Source organism: Oryzobacter terrae, assembly GCF_042756445.1.
GTDB lineage: Bacteria > Actinomycetota > Actinomycetes > Actinomycetales > Dermatophilaceae > Oryzobacter > Oryzobacter terrae.
Genome location: NZ_CP170578.1, coordinates 3,412,898 through 3,429,596 on the forward strand (window position 1 = coordinate 3,412,898; position 16,699 = coordinate 3,429,596).

The 16,699-nt window shown below is 73.3% G+C and carries 16 protein-coding genes; 14 read left to right on the forward strand and 2 right to left on the reverse strand.

The window, feature by feature from the left end; translation table 11 throughout:
- Window positions 1-92 precede the first annotated feature (92 nt).
- The 3 genes from ACFWN3_RS16360 to ACFWN3_RS16370 all read left to right on the forward strand — a co-directional run bounded on the left by ACFWN3_RS16360 (window position 93) and on the right by ACFWN3_RS16370 (window position 2,170).
- The gene (locus ACFWN3_RS16360) at window positions 93-731 is read left to right on the forward strand and encodes a fasciclin domain-containing protein (RefSeq protein WP_377641400.1); all 639 of its coding nucleotides are present in this window, start codon (window positions 93-95) and stop codon (window positions 729-731) included.
- A 97-nt stretch (window positions 732-828) separates the two neighbouring features.
- The gene (locus ACFWN3_RS16365; RefSeq protein WP_377641402.1) at window positions 829-1,401 is read left to right on the forward strand and encodes an RNA polymerase sigma factor; all 573 of its coding nucleotides are present in this window, start codon (window positions 829-831) and stop codon (window positions 1,399-1,401) included.
- A complete protein-coding gene (locus ACFWN3_RS16370) occupies window positions 1,391-2,170 on the forward strand; it encodes an anti-sigma factor (RefSeq protein ID WP_377641404.1) in 780 nt (259 codons plus the stop codon). The genes ACFWN3_RS16365 and ACFWN3_RS16370 overlap by 11 nt, the downstream gene beginning before the upstream one ends.
- Window positions 2,171-2,289: 119 nt before the next feature.
- On the opposite strand, the gene ACFWN3_RS16375 is transcribed toward ACFWN3_RS16370, so the two are convergent.
- Window positions 2,290-2,880: a fasciclin domain-containing protein gene (locus ACFWN3_RS16375; protein ID WP_377641406.1), complete on the reverse strand. Its 591-nt coding sequence runs from the start codon at window positions 2,878-2,880 to the stop codon at window positions 2,290-2,292.
- Between the two features lie 163 nt (window positions 2,881-3,043).
- On the opposite strand from ACFWN3_RS16375, the gene ilvD reads away from it, so the two are divergent.
- From ilvD to serA, 10 genes are all read left to right on the forward strand, one after another.
- Window positions 3,044-4,744: a dihydroxy-acid dehydratase gene (ilvD, locus tag ACFWN3_RS16380; protein ID WP_377641408.1), complete on the forward strand. Its 1,701-nt coding sequence runs from the start codon at window positions 3,044-3,046 to the stop codon at window positions 4,742-4,744.
- Entirely contained in the window at window positions 4,737-5,507 is a 771-nt protein-coding gene (locus ACFWN3_RS16385) for an ABC transporter ATP-binding protein (protein ID WP_377641410.1), read from the forward strand. The genes ilvD and ACFWN3_RS16385 overlap by 8 nt, the downstream gene beginning before the upstream one ends.
- Window positions 5,504-7,141 (forward strand): hypothetical protein, encoded by a 1,638-nt coding sequence (locus ACFWN3_RS16390; protein WP_377641411.1) that lies wholly within the window; start codon window positions 5,504-5,506, stop codon window positions 7,139-7,141. The genes ACFWN3_RS16385 and ACFWN3_RS16390 overlap by 4 nt, the downstream gene beginning before the upstream one ends.
- Before the next feature lie 98 nt (window positions 7,142-7,239).
- Window positions 7,240-7,827 (forward strand): GNAT family N-acetyltransferase, encoded by a 588-nt coding sequence (locus ACFWN3_RS16395; protein ID WP_377641413.1) that lies wholly within the window; start codon window positions 7,240-7,242, stop codon window positions 7,825-7,827.
- A 434-nt stretch (window positions 7,828-8,261) separates the two neighbouring features.
- Window positions 8,262-10,172 carry an acetolactate synthase large subunit gene (locus tag ACFWN3_RS16400; RefSeq protein WP_377641415.1) on the forward strand — a complete coding sequence of 637 codons (1,911 nt, stop codon included), beginning with the start codon at window positions 8,262-8,264 and terminating at the stop codon, window positions 10,170-10,172.
- 13 nt (window positions 10,173-10,185) lie between these two features.
- Window positions 10,186-10,698: an acetolactate synthase small subunit gene (ilvN, locus tag ACFWN3_RS16405; RefSeq protein ID WP_377641417.1), complete on the forward strand. Its 513-nt coding sequence runs from the start codon at window positions 10,186-10,188 to the stop codon at window positions 10,696-10,698.
- 125 nt (window positions 10,699-10,823) lie between these two features.
- Entirely contained in the window at window positions 10,824-11,855 is a 1,032-nt protein-coding gene (gene ilvC / locus ACFWN3_RS16410) for a ketol-acid reductoisomerase (protein ID WP_377641419.1), read from the forward strand.
- A 153-nt stretch (window positions 11,856-12,008) separates the two neighbouring features.
- A complete protein-coding gene (locus tag ACFWN3_RS16415; RefSeq protein WP_377641421.1) occupies window positions 12,009-12,542 on the forward strand; it encodes a DedA family protein in 534 nt (177 codons plus the stop codon).
- 148 nt (window positions 12,543-12,690) lie between these two features.
- Window positions 12,691-13,137 (forward strand): hypothetical protein, encoded by a 447-nt coding sequence (locus tag ACFWN3_RS16420; protein ID WP_377641423.1) that lies wholly within the window; start codon window positions 12,691-12,693, stop codon window positions 13,135-13,137.
- A gap of 301 nt (window positions 13,138-13,438) precedes the next feature.
- Complete coding sequence (serA, locus tag ACFWN3_RS16425; RefSeq protein WP_377641425.1) at window positions 13,439-15,025, forward strand: phosphoglycerate dehydrogenase; 1,587 nt, start codon at window positions 13,439-13,441, stop codon at window positions 15,023-15,025.
- Between the two features lie 36 nt (window positions 15,026-15,061).
- Here the strand turns inward: serA and ACFWN3_RS16430 are convergent, their stop codons facing one another.
- Window positions 15,062-16,225 (reverse strand): glycosyltransferase, encoded by a 1,164-nt coding sequence (locus ACFWN3_RS16430; protein ID WP_377641427.1) that lies wholly within the window; start codon window positions 16,223-16,225, stop codon window positions 15,062-15,064.
- 351 nt (window positions 16,226-16,576) lie between these two features.
- On the opposite strand from ACFWN3_RS16430, the gene ACFWN3_RS16435 reads away from it, so the two are divergent.
- A complete protein-coding gene (locus ACFWN3_RS16435; RefSeq protein ID WP_159900285.1) occupies window positions 16,577-16,672 on the forward strand; it encodes a 3-isopropylmalate dehydrogenase in 96 nt (31 codons plus the stop codon).
- Window positions 16,673-16,699: the final 27 nt, after the last annotated feature.

A 16,699-nucleotide genomic window follows, 5' to 3' on the forward strand; every position in this document is an offset into this window, starting at 1 on the left:
CGACGCGTCCCGGTGCATCCACCGGGCGCCTCCGCGCGGAAAGGAGGGTGTGGTCGCGACGACGCGGCCACCTCGTCAGAGAGGACCCCCAGATGATCCGTCGCCGCATCGCGTCCACCGTCGCCATCGCCTCCGCCCTCGCCACGGTCGGCCTCGCGGCCGCCCCCGCTGCCTCCGCCGCCACGGGGGACCGCAGCCTCGCCACCGTGCTCACCTCCGACGGCAACCGCTTCGACCGCAACTGGTACGACTACGACATCGTCACCGAGGCCGTCCTCGCGGTCCTCGCGGCGAAGCCCGACAGCGCCGTGGGCGTCCTCGCCGACGGGGACGTCGCCCTCACCGCGTTCATCCCCAACGACCGCGCGTTCCAGGTCCTCGCGGCCGACCTCACCAAGCGCTGGAGCTGGTCGGAGGAGAAGGTCTTCGGCTCGCTCGTCGCCGCGGTCGGGGTCGACGCCGTCGAGCAGGTCCTGCTCTACCACGTCGTGCCCGGGACGGCGATCACGGCGGCCCAGGCGGTCAAGGCCAACGGGGCGACCCTCACCACGGCGCAGGGTGCCACGATCGGGGTGCGGGTGTGGAGCCCGCGGCTGCGGATCGTCGAGCTGCGCGACCAGGACCGCAACGACGTCAACCCGTTCCTCGTCCCGCGGGCCCTCGACATCAACGCCGGCAACGCGCAGATCGCCCACGGGATCGCGTTCGTCCTGCGGCCGGCCGACCTCTGACGTGCCGTACCTCGCCACGGCCGGTGCGGGGGCGACGACCGTCGCCCCCGCCCGCCCGTCCGGCGAACCGGACGGCGGGCCGCCTATCGTGAGTGAGGTGAGTGTGGGGACGGAGGTCGACCTCGACCTCGAGGACCTCGCGAGGCGGCTGCGAGCCGGGTCGCGCGAGGCGCTGGAGGAGGCGTGGGTGCGGTGGTCCGCGCTCGTCCACACGCTGGCCCTGCGCTCCCTCGGCAACCACCACGACGCCGAGGACGTGACCCAGCAGGTGTTCGTCGCGGCGTGGCGCGGACGCCACACGCTGCAGCCGGACCGCGGGACCGTGCCCGGGTGGCTCGTGGGCATCACGCGCCACAAGGTCGCCGACCTGCACGCCCAGCGCTCCCGCGAGGCGCGCGACGCCGCGGCCGTCGCGACCCGGGCCGAGCGCCGGCCGCACGCGCCGCCCGCCGACGAGCGCCTCGCGACGCGGCTGCTCCTCGAGGACGCCCTCGAGCGCCTGGGGGAGCCGCGGTCGACGATCGTGCGCCTCGCGGTGGTCGAGCAGCTGACCCACCCCGAGGTGGCCGACCGGCTGCAGCTGCCGCTCGGCACCGTGAAGAGCCACGTCCGACGCGGCCTGGCCGCCCTGAGAACCCAGATGGAGGAGGTGACCCGAGATGACGCCTGACACCACGTCGCACCCCGACGACTCCCTCGTCGACCTCGCGACCGGTCTGCCGGTCCCCGACGAGGTGCGCGCGCACGTCGCGGGCTGCCCCCGGTGCGCCGACGAGCTCGACGCGCTCGCCGCCGTCGTCGGTGTCGTGCGCGAGCCGGCCGTGCCCCTCACCGCGCCCCCCGCGTCGGTCTGGCGCGCCGTCCTCGAGGAGGTCGACCGCGACGCGCGGCCCCAGGAGCCGACGGCCGCCGCCGAGCCGACGGCCGCCGCCGCCGAGCCGACGGCCGCCGCCGCCGAGCAGGAGGCCGGCGAGGTCGTCCCCCTGCGGGCCGGGCCGCGCCGGGTCCGCGCCTGGTGGGTCGCCGCAGCGGCCGCTGCCGGGCTCGTCGTCGGCGGTGTCGGTGCGGGGCTGCTCGTCCGCTCCGACGACGTGGCCGCGCCCGTGGTCCTCGCCCGGACCGACCTCGACACCCTCGACACCGACCAGGTCCTCGGTGCGGCCAGCGCGGTCCGGGTCGACGGCCACCTCGACCTCGACGTCGAGACCCCCGCCATCGACGCCGGCCGCGGCTACCTCGAGGTGTGGCTCATCAACCGCGACCTCACCCGGATGGTGTCCGTCGGGGTGCTGCGCCCCGGCGACGGCAGCCAGCGCTTCGCCATCGACCAGGCGCTCATCGACGAGGGCTACGTCATCGTCGACATCTCGCGCGAGGGCTTCGACGACCGTCCGGAGCACTCCGGCGACAGCGTCGCGCGCGGCACCCTCGGCATCTGACGCGCTCCCTCCCGCGCGACGAGGGCATCGGCACGACGAGCGCACCGGCACGACGAACGACCGGCACGACGAAACGCCCCGGGTCGTGCGACCCGGGGCGTTTCGTCGTGGGAGCACGCTCACGAGGTGGGCATCAGCACCCCGTCGATGACGTGGATGACGCCGTTCGTGGCCTCGATGTCGGTCTGCGTCACCGACACCGTGGCGCCGGCGGCGTCGGTGAGGGTGACCGCGCTGCCGTCGACACCCACGGTGAGCTCGGCGCCCTGCACGGTCTTGACCTTCTGGCCGTCCAGGCCCACGACGTCGGCGGCGAGGACCTTCCCGGGCACGACGTGGTAGGTGAGGATCTGGGTCAGGTCGCCCTTGGGGTCCTTGAGCAGGGTGTCGACCGTGCCGGCCGGCAGGGCCGCGAAGGCCTCGTCGGTCGGCGCGAAGACGGTGAACGGGCCGGCGCCCTTGAGGGTCTCGACGAGGCCGGCGGCCTCGAGGGCCGCCGCGAGGGTCGTGAAGCCGCCGGCCGCGACCGCGGTGTCGACGACGTCGCCGCTCGCGGAGGCGCTGGGGCTGGCCGACGGGCTCTCGCTCGGCGTGGCGGTCGCCGAGGCCGACGTCGTCGTCGAGGCGGCCGGGTCGGCGTCGTCCGAGCCGCAGGCCGCGAGCACGAGGGCGAGGCCGATGACGGAGACGGTGCTGAGGGTGCGTCGCATGGTGGGGGTCCTTTCAGGGGGCTGCTGACACCACCTCTTCCCCCGGACCGGGCGCCGTGGATGCAGCACCTTCGACAAAGTTTCGACGCGTCTTCACGGCGCCGCTCCGGCCACTCGTCGGAACGGCCCTCCTCGCGGCGGGACCCGAACCTAGGATGGCGCCATGACGACCACCCCCGACATCAAGCCGCGCAGCCGCGACGTGACCGACGGCCTCGAGAAGGCCGCCGCGCGGGGGATGCTGCGCGCGGTGGGCATGGGTGACGACGACTGGGTCAAGCCGCAGATCGGCGTGGCCAGCTCGTGGAACGAGATCACCCCGTGCAACCTCTCCCTCGACCGGCTCGCGAAGGCCGTCAAGGACGGCGTCCACGCCGCCGGCGGCTACCCGCTCGAGTTCGGGACGATCTCGGTGAGCGACGGCATCTCGATGGGCCACGAGGGGATGCACTTCTCGCTCGTGAGCCGCGAGATCATCGCCGACTCCGTCGAGACCGTGATGAACGCCGAGCGGCTCGACGGCTCGGTCCTCCTCGCCGGCTGCGACAAGTCGCTGCCGGGCATGCTCATGGCCGCCGCGCGCCTCGACCTGTCGTCGGTGTTCCTCTACGCCGGGTCGATCCTGCCCGGGATCGCCAAGCTGTCCGACGGCTCCGAGAAGACCGTGACGATCATCGACGCGTTCGAGGCCGTCGGGGCGTGCGCCGCCGGGCTGATGAGCCGCGAGGACGTCGACGCCATCGAGCGGGCCATCTGCCCCGGTGAGGGCGCCTGCGGCGGGATGTACACCGCGAACACGATGGCCTCGGTCGCCGAGGCCATCGGGATGTCGCTCCCCGGCTCGGCCGCGCCGCCCGCCACCGACCGCCGCCGCGACGGGTTCGCCCGCAAGTCCGGCGAGGCCGTCGTCGAGCTCCTCCGCCGCGGCATCACGGCCCGCGACATCATGACCAAGGAGGCGTTCGAGAACGCCATCGCCGTCGTCATGGCCTTCGGTGGGTCCACCAACGCGGTCCTGCACCTCCTGGCGATCGCGCACGAGGCCGACGTCGACCTCACCCTCGACGACTTCGTCCGGGTCGGGGCGAAGGTCCCGCACCTCGCCGACGTCAAGCCCTTCGGGCAGTTCGTCATGACCGACATCGACCGGGTCGGCGGCGTCCCGGTCGTCATGCGCGCCCTGCTCGACGCCGGTCTCCTGCACGGCGACACGCTCACCGTCACCGGGAGGACGATGGCCGAGAACCTGGCCCACATCGCCCCGCCCGACGTCGACGGCAAGGTCGTGCGCGCGATGAGCGAGCCGATCCACCGCACGGGCGGCCTCACCATCCTCAAGGGCTCGCTCGCGCCCGAGGGCGCCGTCGTCAAGTCCGCCGGCTTCGACTCCGACGTCTTCGAGGGCACCGCCCGCGTCTTCGACGGGGAGCGCCGCGCCATGGACGCCGTCGAGGACGGCAGCCTCACGGCCGGCGACGTCGTCGTCATCCGCTACGAGGGACCCAAGGGTGGTCCGGGGATGCGCGAGATGCTCGCGGTCACCGGGGCCATCAAGGGCGCCGGCCTGGGCAAGGACGTCCTGCTCCTCACCGACGGGCGGTTCTCCGGCGGGACGACGGGCCTGTGCGTCGGCCACGTCGCTCCCGAGGCCGTCGACGAGGGCCCCATCGCGTTCGTCCACGACGGCGACCCCATCCGGCTCGACGTCGCCAACGGCACCCTCGACCTCCTCGTCGACGACGCCGAGATGGAGCGCCGCCGCGCCGAGGGCGTCACCCACCCGGAGCCGAAGTACACCCGCGGTGTCCTCGCCAAGTACCGCAAGCTCGTCCAGAGCGCGAGCACCGGCGCCGTGTGTGACTGACGCGACCCCGGGGGGACCGGCTCTCGAGCTCGTCGGCCTCGTCAAGGAGTTCCGCGGGCGCCGGGTCGTCCACGAGCTGTCCCTCGTCGTGCCGCGCGGCTCGCTCTACGGGCTCGTCGGGCCGAACGGTGCGGGCAAGACGACGACGCTGTCGATGGCGACCGGGCTCCTGCGCCCCGACGGCGGCGTCGCCCGCGTCCTCGGCATCGACGTGTGGACCGACCCCGCCGCCGCGAAGGACGTCATGGGGGTCGCCCCCGACGGCATGCGCCTGTTCGAGCAGCTCTCGGGCCGCGAGCTGCTCCACTACGTCGGGGCGCTGCGCCGGATGCCGCTCGAGGTCGTCGCCGCGCGCGCCGACGAGCTGCTCGGCGTGCTCGACCTCGGCAACGACGCCAACACCGTCGTCGCCGACTACTCGGCCGGCATGGTCAAGAAGATCAGCCTCGCCGCGGCCCTCATCCACGCGCCGCGGCTGCTCGTCCTCGACGAGCCGTTCGAGGCCGTCGACCCGGTGAGCGGGCAGACGATCCGCACCATCCTGCGGCGCTACGTCGCCAGCGGCGGCACCGTCGTCATGTCGAGCCACGTCATGGAGCTCGTCGAGGGCCTGTGCGACCGGGTCGCCGTCATCGTCGGAGGACGCGTGCTCGCCGAGGACTCCATCGGCGGGCTCACCAGCGGCGGATCCCTGCACGACCGGTTCCTCCAGCTCGTCGGCGCGCAGGACGCCGGCGGCGACGGCCTCACCTGGCTCGGGTGACCGTGGCGACGGGGGTGGCCGAGGTCACGGTGCCGACGGGTGCGCCCGTCGGGGTGCGCGGCACCGTCTCGACCGTCGTCCGGCTCCGCCTCGCGATGTGGCGGACCGCGATGAACCGCAGCACGATCCACCTCGTCTCCTCGATCCTCGGCATGGTCGGGGCGCTCGGGATCCTCGCGGTCCTCGGTCCCGGCCTCGTCCTCCTGTCGGCCCGGCCGCTGAGGATGCTCGCCCTCACGGTCCCGCTCTTCACGGCGATCACCCTGTCGTGGGCGGTGCTTTCGCTCGTCGCGGCCGGCGCCGACTCGACCCTCGAGCCGGCGCGGTTCGCGGTGCTGCCGCTGCGCGGGCGCGAGCTGGCCCCCGGCCTGTTCGCCGCGGGACTCACCGGCATCCCCGCGCTCCTCCTCGTCGGGCTCTCCCTCGCCCAGGTGGGGTCGTGGTCGCGCTCCCCACAGACGGCGCTGGCCGCCCTGCTCGCCGCGGTGCTCGGGGTCGCGACGGCGGTGCTGCTCTCGCGGGCCGTGACGAGCACCCTCGCCCGCGTCATGACGACGCGCACCGGCCGGCTCCTCGGCGCCGTCGTCGTCGCCCTCGTGACGATGCTGCCGCTCGGCCTCAACCTGCTCCTCGCGACCGACTCGCTGTTCCTCGACATCCTCGCCTTCGACGCGCGGGGCCCCGCGTGGGTCGCCTCGTGGACCCCGGTCGGCTGGGCCTGGGGCCTGCCGTTCGACGTCGCCGAGGGCCGGTGGGGGCACGCCGCGATCCACCTCGCCCTCGCGGCCGGGTTCGTCACCTTCCTCTACCGCGTGTGGGTGCACCAGCTGTCGCGGGCGCTCACCTCTCCGCTCGGGAGCTCGGGCGGGCAGCGGATCGGCCGCGGCCGCTTCCTCCCGCTGCTGCTGGGCACCTCGCCCACCGCGACGATCGCCGCCCGCCGCACCCGGGCCTGGTACCGCGACAGCCGGCTCGTCGGCATCGCGCTGCGCACGGCGGTGCTCCCGGTCTTCTTCGTCCTCCAGGCGATGGTCACCGGCAGCACGCTCCTCGCGGGCACCGGCGTCGTCATGCTCGCCGTCCTCGCGGGCCTGAGCCTGATGAACGACCTCGCCTTCGACGGTCCCGCCTGGTGGCTGCACCTCGCGGTCGGCGTGAGGGGCTGGGAGGACCGCCTCGGCCGGGCGCTCGCGTCGATCGTCGTCTACGGGCCGGCCCTCATCGCGACGTGGGCCGTCGGCGTCGGTATCGGGGCCGTCACCCAGCCGCTGCTCTGGCTGGCGATCTCCGTCACGGCGCTGCTCGGCAGCCTCGGTCTCGCCGTCCTCGTCGGCGCCTACTTCCCGGGGACCGCACCGCGCACCGGTGGCAACCCGTTCGCGGCCACGTCGGGAGGGGCGGCCCAGGGCTGCCTCACGGCGATCCTGTCGTTCGTCGGCCCCGGCGTGCTCATCCTCCCGGTCGTCATCGCCGCCTGGTTCACCCGCGAGTCGGCCGCGGCGCGGTGGGCGACGTTCGTCGTCAGCTGCGTCTACGCGCTCGGGCTGCTCGCCGTCGGGGTCGTCGTCGGGGGTCGCCGTCTCGACCGCCGCGGACCCGAGCTCCTGGGCCAGCTGCACCAGTCTCAGATCTGAGCACGCCCGTCCGGGTCGCCATCGCCGGGACGTGGGGCCGTGCCCGTGCCCGTGTCTCCATCGGCCACGCCGCGGGCGGGGCGGGCTAGGTTGCCGGCATGTCCGACGTCACGATCAGGGCGCTCACGCCCGGGACCTTCGACGACTTCGCCGCCCTCATCGAGCGCAACACGGGCATGTTCGCCGGCTGCTGGTGCACGTGGTTCCACCCCGACGACCGCGACCCGGACGGCACCGTCGAGGACAACCGGGCGTTCAAGAAGCGCCGGGTGGACGAGGGGATCGCGCACGCGGCGCTCGTGTACGACGGCGACCTCGCCATCGCGTGGGCGGAGTACGGCACGCCCGAGGAGCTGCCCGGCATCCACCACCGCAAGGAGTACCTCGCCACCGCCGAGCGGCTCCCCGACTACCGGGTCACCTGCATCCAGGTCGAGAAGGCGCACCGCGGCAGGGGCCTGGCGGCGGTCGCCCTGCGCGGAGCCGTCAACCTCATCGCGCAGGCGGGTGGCGGCGTGGTCGAGGGCTACCCGCACGACACCGGAGGGGTCCGCAAGAAGAACTCGTCGTTCCTCTACAACGGCACCCGCACGATGTACGAGCGCGAGGGCTTCACCTACGACCGCCCCAAGGGCCAGGGCAACTGCGTCATGGTGCGCGAGGTGGCCCCGAGCGTCCGGGGCTGACGCGGAGCCCTCGTTCCCCGGAAGGACGCGTTGTTCCACGAGCCGTCCCCGGCCGGACGGTCGAGCCCTGGGGACCCGCCTCGGCCGGACGGCGAGCCCGAGGAACCCGTCGCCGTCACGTCGAGGTCGCGCGACATGCCGAGCGGCGGGCCGTTCCGTGGGCATGTCGCGCGACCTCGAGGGGACGCGGGCCCGGTGAGCGACCTCACGGTCCCGGATCGTGGGACCGGTCGTCTCGGTGGTTGACACCCCCACGGGCCGGCGGGAGAGTGGTCCCGTGGCCCGAGTCCTCGTACTTCCCCAGCGCGTCTGACAGCACTCCCAGACGCGCTCCCTCCGCTGTCCCCGCCACGGGACTGGAGGGTTTTTTTGTGCACGGAACAGGCCGCACGCCCGCGGCGACAGCAGAGAACGACGAAGAGACGGTGACCCCGATGAGCGACACGAAGCCGGCGATCCCGGTGGCCCCAGCCCCCCACGCGCCCGCCGCACCCCACGCGTCCGGCGTCCCGACCCCCGGGCAGGTCGCCCAGCAGGCGCGGGCGCGCACCCCCATCGAGGTGACCGGCGCGCAGAGCCTCGTGCTGTCGCTCGAGGCGATGGAGGTCGACACCGTCTTCGGCATCCCGGGCGGCGCGATCCTCCCGGCCTACGACCCGCTCCTGGACTCGGTCAAGGTCCGCCACATCCTCGTGCGCCACGAGCAGGGTGCCGGCCACGCGGCCGAGGGCTACGCGTCGGCATCCGGCCGGGTCGGTGTCTGCATGGCGACCTCGGGCCCCGGCGCCACCAACCTCGTGACCCCGCTCGCCGACGCGCACATGGACTCGGTCCCCGTCGTCGCGATCACCGGCCAGGTCAGCTCGACCTCGATCGGGACCGACGCCTTCCAGGAGGCCGACATCCGCGGCATCACGATGCCGATCACGAAGCACAACTACCTCGTGACCAAGGCCGACGACATCCCGCGCGTCATCGCCGAGGCCTTCCACATCGCCTCCACGGGCCGCCCCGGACCCGTCCTCGTCGACATCAGCAAGGACGCCCTCCAGGCGCGCACCACCTTCTCGTGGCCCCCGCGCATCGAGCTGCCGGGCTACCGGCCCGTCACCCGCCCCCACAGCAAGCAGATCCGCGAGGCCGCGCGCCTCATCGCCGAGGCCCGGCGCCCCGTGCTCTACGTCGGTGGCGGCGTCATCCGGGCCGAGGCGAGCGAGGAGCTGCGCCGCCTCGTCGAGCTCGCGCAGATCCCCGTCGTCACCACGCTCATGGCCCGCGGTGCGCTGCCCGACAGCCACCCGCTCCACCTGGGCATGCCCGGGATGCACGGGTCGGTCTCGGCGGTCACCGGCCTGCAGAAGTCCGACCTCATCATCGCGCTCGGCGCCCGCTTCGACGACCGGGTCACCGGCCAGCTGTCGACCTTCGCGCCCGAGGCCAAGGTCATCCACGCCGACATCGACCCGGCCGAGATCAGCAAGAACCGTCGCGCCGACGTCCCGATCGTCGGCGACTGCAAGGCGGTCATCACCGACCTCATCGAGGCGCTCGACACCGACATCGACGCCGGCAAGGGGGGCGACTACACCGAGTGGCGCGAGCGCGTCGCGGGGTGGAAGGAGTCCTTCCCCCTCGGCTACACCGTTCCCGAGGGCGGCACCCTCGCACCGCAGTACGTCATGGAGCGGCTGTCGGCGATCGCCGGGCCCGACTCGATCTACGTCGCGGGCGTCGGCCAGCACCAGATGTGGGCGGCGCAGTTCGTGCAGTACGAGCGCCCCAACGCGTGGCTGAACTCCGGTGGCCTCGGCACGATGGGCTACGCGGTCCCGGCGGCGATGGGCGCCCAGGTGGCCGAGCCCGATCGCACGGTCTGGGCCATCGACGGCGACGGCTGCTTCCAGATGACGAACCAGGAGCTCGCGACCTGCGTCATCAACAACATCCCGATCAAGGTCGCGATCATCAACAACAGCAGCCTCGGCATGGTGCGCCAGTGGCAGACGCTCTTCTACAACGAGCGCTACTCCAACACCGACCTGCACACCTCGGTCGGCTCGCGCGTCCCCGACTTCGTCAAGCTCGCCGACGCCTACGGCTGCGTCGGGTTGCGGTGCGAGACACCGGAGGACGTCGACGAGACGATCCGCCAGGCGATGGCCGTCACCGACCGCCCGGTCGTCGTCGACTTCGTCGTCCACCGCGACGCGATGGTGTGGCCGATGGTCCCCGCCGGCGTCAGCAACGACGCCATCCAGGTCGCCCGCGACACCGCGCCCCAGTGGGACCGCGAGGAGTCCGAGGCGATCGAGCAGCCGACCGACGCCGACCACGACGGCCAGTGAGCCAGGAGACCCCATGAGCAAGCACACCCTGTCCGTCCTCGTCGAGAACAAGCCCGGCGTCCTCGCCCGGATCGCCGCGCTGTTCTCCCGGCGCGGCTTCAACATCGAGTCCCTCGCCGTGGGGGAGACCGAGTACCCCGACATCTCCCGGATGACCGTCGTCGTCGACGTCGAGGACCTGCCGCTGGAGCAGGTGACCAAGCAGCTGAACAAGCTCGTCGAGGTCCTCAAGGTCGTCGAGCTCGAGCCGAACTCGGCGGTCCACCGCCAGGTCATGCTCATCAAGGTGCGCGCCGACGCGGCGACCCGCAGTCAGGTCCTCGAGATGGTCCAGATGTTCCGGGCCAAGGTGGTCGACGTCGCCACCGACTCGCTGACGATCGAGGCGACGGGCACCGCCGAGAAGCTCAAGGCGCTCCTCGACGTCCTCGACCCCTACGGCGTCAAGGAGCTCGTGCAGTCCGGCGTCGTCGCCATCGGCCGCGGCCAGCGCTCGATCACCGACCGCACCCTGCGCACCGCGTGACCCGGTGCCGGGTCACGTCCCGGCCCCGCACCTGACCCACGTCGCGGACGGCCCGGCACCCGCCCGACCGCCCCGCCTACGCTCACCGAGAAGCACCACCACCACACGAAGGAGAGGCCCTCACGATGGCCGAGATGTTCTACGACGACGACGCCGACCTCAGCGTCATCCAGGGACGCAAGGTGGCCGTCATCGGCTACGGCAGCCAGGGCCACGCCCACGCGCTCAACCTGCGCGACTCGGGTGTCGACGTCCGCGTCGGCCTCGCCGAGGGCAGCAAGAGCCGCGCGAAGGCCGAGGCCGAGGGCCTGACGGTCCTCACCGTGGCCGACGCCGTGAAGGAGGCCGACCTCGTCGTCATCCTCACGCCCGACCAGGTGCAGCGCGGCGTCTACGCCGAGCACATCGAGCCGAACCTCAAGGAGGGCGCGGGCCTGCTCTTCGGCCACGGCTTCAACATCCGCTTCGGCTACATCCAGGCTCCCGCCGGCTCCGACGTCCTCATGGTCGCCCCCAAGGGTCCCGGCCACATCGTGCGCCGCGAGTACGTCGACGGCCGTGGTGTGCCGGTCCTCCTCGCGGTGGAGCAGGACGCGTCGGGCCAGGCCTGGGACGTCGCGAAGTCGTACGGCAAGGCGATCGGCGGCCTACGGGCCGGCGGCATCGGGACGACCTTCACCGAGGAGACCGAGACCGACCTCTTCGGCGAGCAGGCCGTCCTGTGCGGTGGCGCCTCGCAGCTCGTCATGTACGGGTTCGAGACCCTCGTCGAGGCCGGCTACCAGCCCGAGGTCGCGTACTTCGAGTGCCTCCACGAGCTCAAGCTCATCGTCGACCTCATGATCGAGGGCGGCATCGCCAAGCAGCGCTGGTCGGTCTCCGACACGGCGGAGTACGGGGACTACGTCTCCGGCCCGCGCGTCATCGACCCGTCGGTGAAGGAGAACATGAAGGCCGTCCTCGCCGACATCCAGAACGGGAACTTCGCCAAGCGCTTCATCGACGACCAGGACGCCGGCGCACCGGAGTTCACGGAGCTGCGCGCCAAGGGTGCGGCCCACCCCATCGAGGGCACCGGCCGCGAGCTGCGCAAGCTCATGGCCTGGGTCGACTCCGACCGCGACGCCGACTACGTCGAGGGCTCCGCCGCGCGCTGACATCCCGTCGCACCCACTCCAGTACGGCAACACGCCGACGTGGCCCCTCGCCCGTCGGCGTGTTGCCGTACTGGAGCCCGGGCTCTGGGTGGTGGCCGGCGTCGGCGGGGAGGCGTCGTCGGGGGCCGGGGCGGGCGGATCTAGGCTGGCCGCGTGGAGGCGCTCGTCGAGGGGTGGCCCGTCTGGGCGGTGTTCGTCGCGCTCTGGCTCGGCGCCCTCGCCCGCGGGACCGCCACGTACTGGGTCGGACGCGGGGTGCGTGCCGGGGGAGGGCGCTCCCGGTGGGCGCACCACCTCGACCGACCGCTCGTCGCCCGCGCCGAGCGCTTCGTCCGGCGGGTCGGCCCACCGGCGGTGACGCTCGGCTTCCTCACCGTCGGCCTGCAGAGCGCGATCAACGCCTCGGCCGGGATCCTGCGGATGCCCCAGCGGCGGTTCGTGCCGGCGGTCGTCCTGGGGGCGGCGCTCTGGTCGCTCGTCTACACCACGGTGGGGTTCGCCGTCGTCGACGCGTTCCTCGGCTCGGGCGGCTGGTGGTGGCTCCTCGCCGTGCTGGCCCTCGCGACCGTCGTCGCCGTGGTGTCGCGCCGGGTCCGCCGCCGCGTCGAGGAGGAGCCGGCGGCTGCGCCGTCATCGGGGGTCGACCCCGTCGGCGACCCGTCGACGTCGCGACCGACCGCGCAGTGAGGGTCGTGACCACGTCACGTCCTGCGCCGTCGCACGCGATGACGCGGCAGGGGGAGGGCGGTCGAGGACGACCCGGGCGCGGACCCGGGTGCGGACGGGTCGACGTGGGCGTCGTCGGGGTGTCGGAGGGTCGTCCTACGGTCGGTCCATGACGCAGTGGCGAGAGGTCGTCGAGGGGGTCACCGTCGCGCTCGGGGGCGACCGGGTCCGCGGGAGGGTGCTCCTCGAGGAGGCGTGGGACGGCACCGATGACGCGCACGGCGCCCAGCGCTGCGTCATCGCGCACTACCTCGCCGACGTCCAGGACGACCTGGCCGACGAGGTCGCCTGGGACGAGCGGGCGCTCGCCGCCTTCGACGGGGTGTCCGACGCCGACCTGGCACCGGTCGGCATCGAGCGGGCCGCCGCGATGGCGCCGAGCCTGCACCTCAACCTCGGCGACGGGTACCTGCGCCAGGGGAGGGTCGAGGACGCCGAGGCGCAGCTCGCGCTGGCCCGGCAGACCCTCGGCGCCCTGGGCGCCGACGGCTACGGCGACCTCGTGCGCCGCGGCGTGAACGGGCTGGGGGAGCGGGTCGCCGCCGCCCTCGGCTGACCCCCCCGGCCGGGCTGGTCCGGGGGAATCCGGCCGACCCGGTGTCGCGGCCGGCCTCCGGACCCGGTGTCGGGGCGGCGCCGAGCGACCGGGGCGCCACGGCCTCCGCGACGACGATCACATCGTGGTCATGGGGGTCCACATGCTGGCACGCCCGTATCATGGAACTCCCGGCCCAGCGGCGTGCCGGAGCGCGTCCTCCGGTGTCCGGACGGCGACGCCGCCCACCCGGGCACCGGCTCCGACGTCGACCCGACGACGGCGCCCCACCGCAGCAGCAGCACCGAAAGAGGGACCGTTCGTGACCAAGCCCGTCGTCCTCATCGCCGAGGAGCTCTCGCCCGCGACCATCGACGCCCTCGGCCCCGACTTCGAGGTCCGCAGCACCGACGGTTCCGACCGAGGTCAGCTGCTCCCGGCGCTCGCCGGCGTCGACGCGGTCCTCATCCGCTCCGCCACGAAGATGGACGCCGAGGCGCTCGCCGCCGCGAAGAGCCTCAAGGTCATCGCCCGGGCGGGCGTCGGCCTCGACAACGTCGACGTCGACGCCGCCACGAAGGCCGGCGTCATGGTCGTCAACGCCCCCACCTCCAACATCACCTCCGCCGCCGAGCTCGCCGTCGGCCTCCTCCTCGCCTGCGCCCGCAACATCGCGCCGGCCAACGAGGCGCTGAAGAACGGCGCGTGGAAGCGCAGCAAGTACGGCGGCGTCGAGCTGCTCGAGAAGAAGGTCGGCGTCGTCGGCTTCGGCCGCATCGGCCAGCTCGTCGCCGAGCGGCTCAAGGGCTTCGGCGTCGAGATCCTCGCCTACGACCCCTACGTGTCGGTCCAGCGCGCCGGCCAGCTCGGGGCCCGCCTCGTCACCCTCGACGAGCTGCTCGCCGAGTCCGACTTCATCACCATCCACCTGCCGAAGAACGCCGAGACGATCGGCCTCATCGGCAAGGAGGCGCTGACCAAGGTCAAGCCGACCGTGCGGATCATCAACGCCGCCCGCGGTGGCGTCCTCGACGAGGAGGCCCTGGCCGACGCGATCGCCGAGGGCCGCGTCGCCGGCGCCGGGCTCGACGTCTTCGCCAAGGAGCCGTGCACCGAGAACCCCCTGTTCGCCTTCGAGTCCGTCGTCGTCACACCGCACCTCGGCGCCTCCACCGAGGAGGCCCAGGAGAAGGCCGGCGTCGCCGTCGCGAAGTCGGTGCGCCTCGCCCTCGGGGGCGACCTCGTCCCCGACGCCGTCAACGTCTCGGGTGGCGCGGTCGCCGAGGAGGTCCGTCCCGGCATCGACCTCGTCGAGAAGCTCGGCCGCGTGTTCACCGCGTTCGCCGGCGCCGTGCCCGTGCAGCTCGACGTCGAGGTCCGTGGCGAGATCACCGCGCACGACGTGTCGATCTGGGAGCTCGCCGCGCTCAAGGGCCTGTTCACCGACGTCACCGAGGACCCCGTCACCTACGTCAACGCCCCCCTCATCGCCAAGGAGCGCGGCTGCGAGTCGCGCCTGGTGACCGAGCCGGTCGCCGAGGACTTCCGCAACGTCACGACGCTGCACGGCACCCTCGCCGACGGCACGACCGTGTCGATCGCGGGCACCCTCACCGGTCCGAAGATGGTCCAGAAGCTCATCGGCGTGCAGGGCTACGACCTCGAGATCCCGATCTCCAAGCACCTCGCCTTCTTCGCCTACGAGGACCGCCCGGGCGTCATCGGCGCCGTCGGCCGCCTCCTCGGCGACGCGAACGTCAACATCGCCGGGATGCAGGTCTCGCGCGACGACGCGCACGGCAAGGCCCTGGTCACCCTCACCCTCGACAGCGCGATCCCCGGCGACGTCATCGCCGCCATCCAGAAGGAGATCGGCGCCGAGACCGTCCGGGTCGTCGACCTCGACTGACCCGCTCCCCGGCCGGCGCGGACGCCCCGCCGGTCGTCAGCGTCCCACCGCCAGGCCGCGCCGGTCGGCCAGCTCCTCGAAGAGGCTCTCCCACCGGCGGGCCGTGGCGAGCGGGTCGAAGTCGCGCACCCGGGTGGCCGCGGCCTGCGCGAGACGGTGCCGCTCCTGCGGGTCGGCGGCGACGCGCTCGATGCCGGCGGCGAGGGCGGGCACGTCGCCGGGCGGGACGAGGACGCCGTGGCGGCCTCGCTCGAGCACGTCGGCGGGTCCGGTCGGGCAGTCGAAGGTGACGACTGGAAGGCCGGCCGCCATCGCCTCGAGGAGGACCATCGGCATGCCCTCGCGCCGTGACGGCAGGACGAACAGCGACGCCTCGTCGAGGCGGCTGGCCAGGTCGGGCTCGAAGCCCTCGAGCGTGACCGTGGTCGAGAGCCCCGCGTCGGCGATCCGCCGGGTCAGCGCGTCGGCCTCCGCACCGACGCCGTAGATCCGCAGCGTCCAGTCGGGGTGGCGCTCGGCCACCGTGCGCCACGCGTCGACGAGGAGGTCGAAGCCCTTGCGCGCGATGAGCGAGCCGGCCGACACCGCGACCGTCGTGGTGAGGGGGGAGCGCCGCAGGGGGATGCCCCGGGGGAGGGCGTTGGCGACGACGGCAACCGGGCAGGTGCGGCCGAGCAGCTCGCGGTAGCGCGCGGCGTCTCCCTCGGTGAGGACGACGAGGGCGTCGAGCCGCGGGTAGGCGGCGACGTAGGACGCCTGCACGCCCGGGGCCCTGGCGAGGTGGTTGTGCTCCTGGGCGACGGCGACCTGCCGGTCGGAGCGCAGCTCGGCGAGGGCGAGGTTGAGCGACATCCGCGTCGCCACGACGACGCAGTCGTCCTGGGCCGCGACGTACCGGCGCAGCCAGTGGTCGTGCGCGCGGGTCAGGTACCGGCCGAGCCGGTCGTTCGGGTGGGCGAACGTGCTGCGGGTGCGCCCGAGGACGAGCCGGCTCCCCCCGCGGACGGGGTGCAGCGGGCTCGTCACCGACACGAGGCGCACGCCGGAGGGGACGGGCAGCCGCGGGCGCGGTCGCCGCTGCGTGACGCTCGCGACCTCGACGTCGTGACCGCGCTCGGCGAGGACGCCGGCCATCGACAGCGTCGTGCGGATGGTGCCGCCGGACCCGTAGGCGTTGAGCAGGAGGTAGCGGATGCGCACGCCTGGCCCCCCGTCCCCTCGGTCGCGACCGACGGTACGCGGATCAGGGGTCGGCGGCCAGATCCGTGACGGAATCCGTCGCCGGGCGGCGGATGTGACGCACGTCCCGTCGGTCCAGCGTCCGGATGGTGGAAGGCGGATGACGGGGACGAGGACGTCCACGTACCGTCGAGGGATGCAGCGGCGCGAGGTCTCCCTCCTCATTCCCGGCCGCGGCGAGGTCAGGTAGTCAGCACCCTCGTCGCGGAGATCCTGCGACGTCGCTGACCGTTCGCCGACACCCCTCGGCTCGAGCGCCCGGACCACCACCAGCAGACCAGCGACCGCACGGTCGCGGAAGCGAGACGCACCATGAACGAGAACAGCACCCTCGACGAGGCGACCCTGGCCCGCCAGGCCCTCCAGGAGTCGATGGATCTGCGCGACCAGGGGCACTCCGACGACTGACGTCCCCCGCCACGCACGACCGGCCGT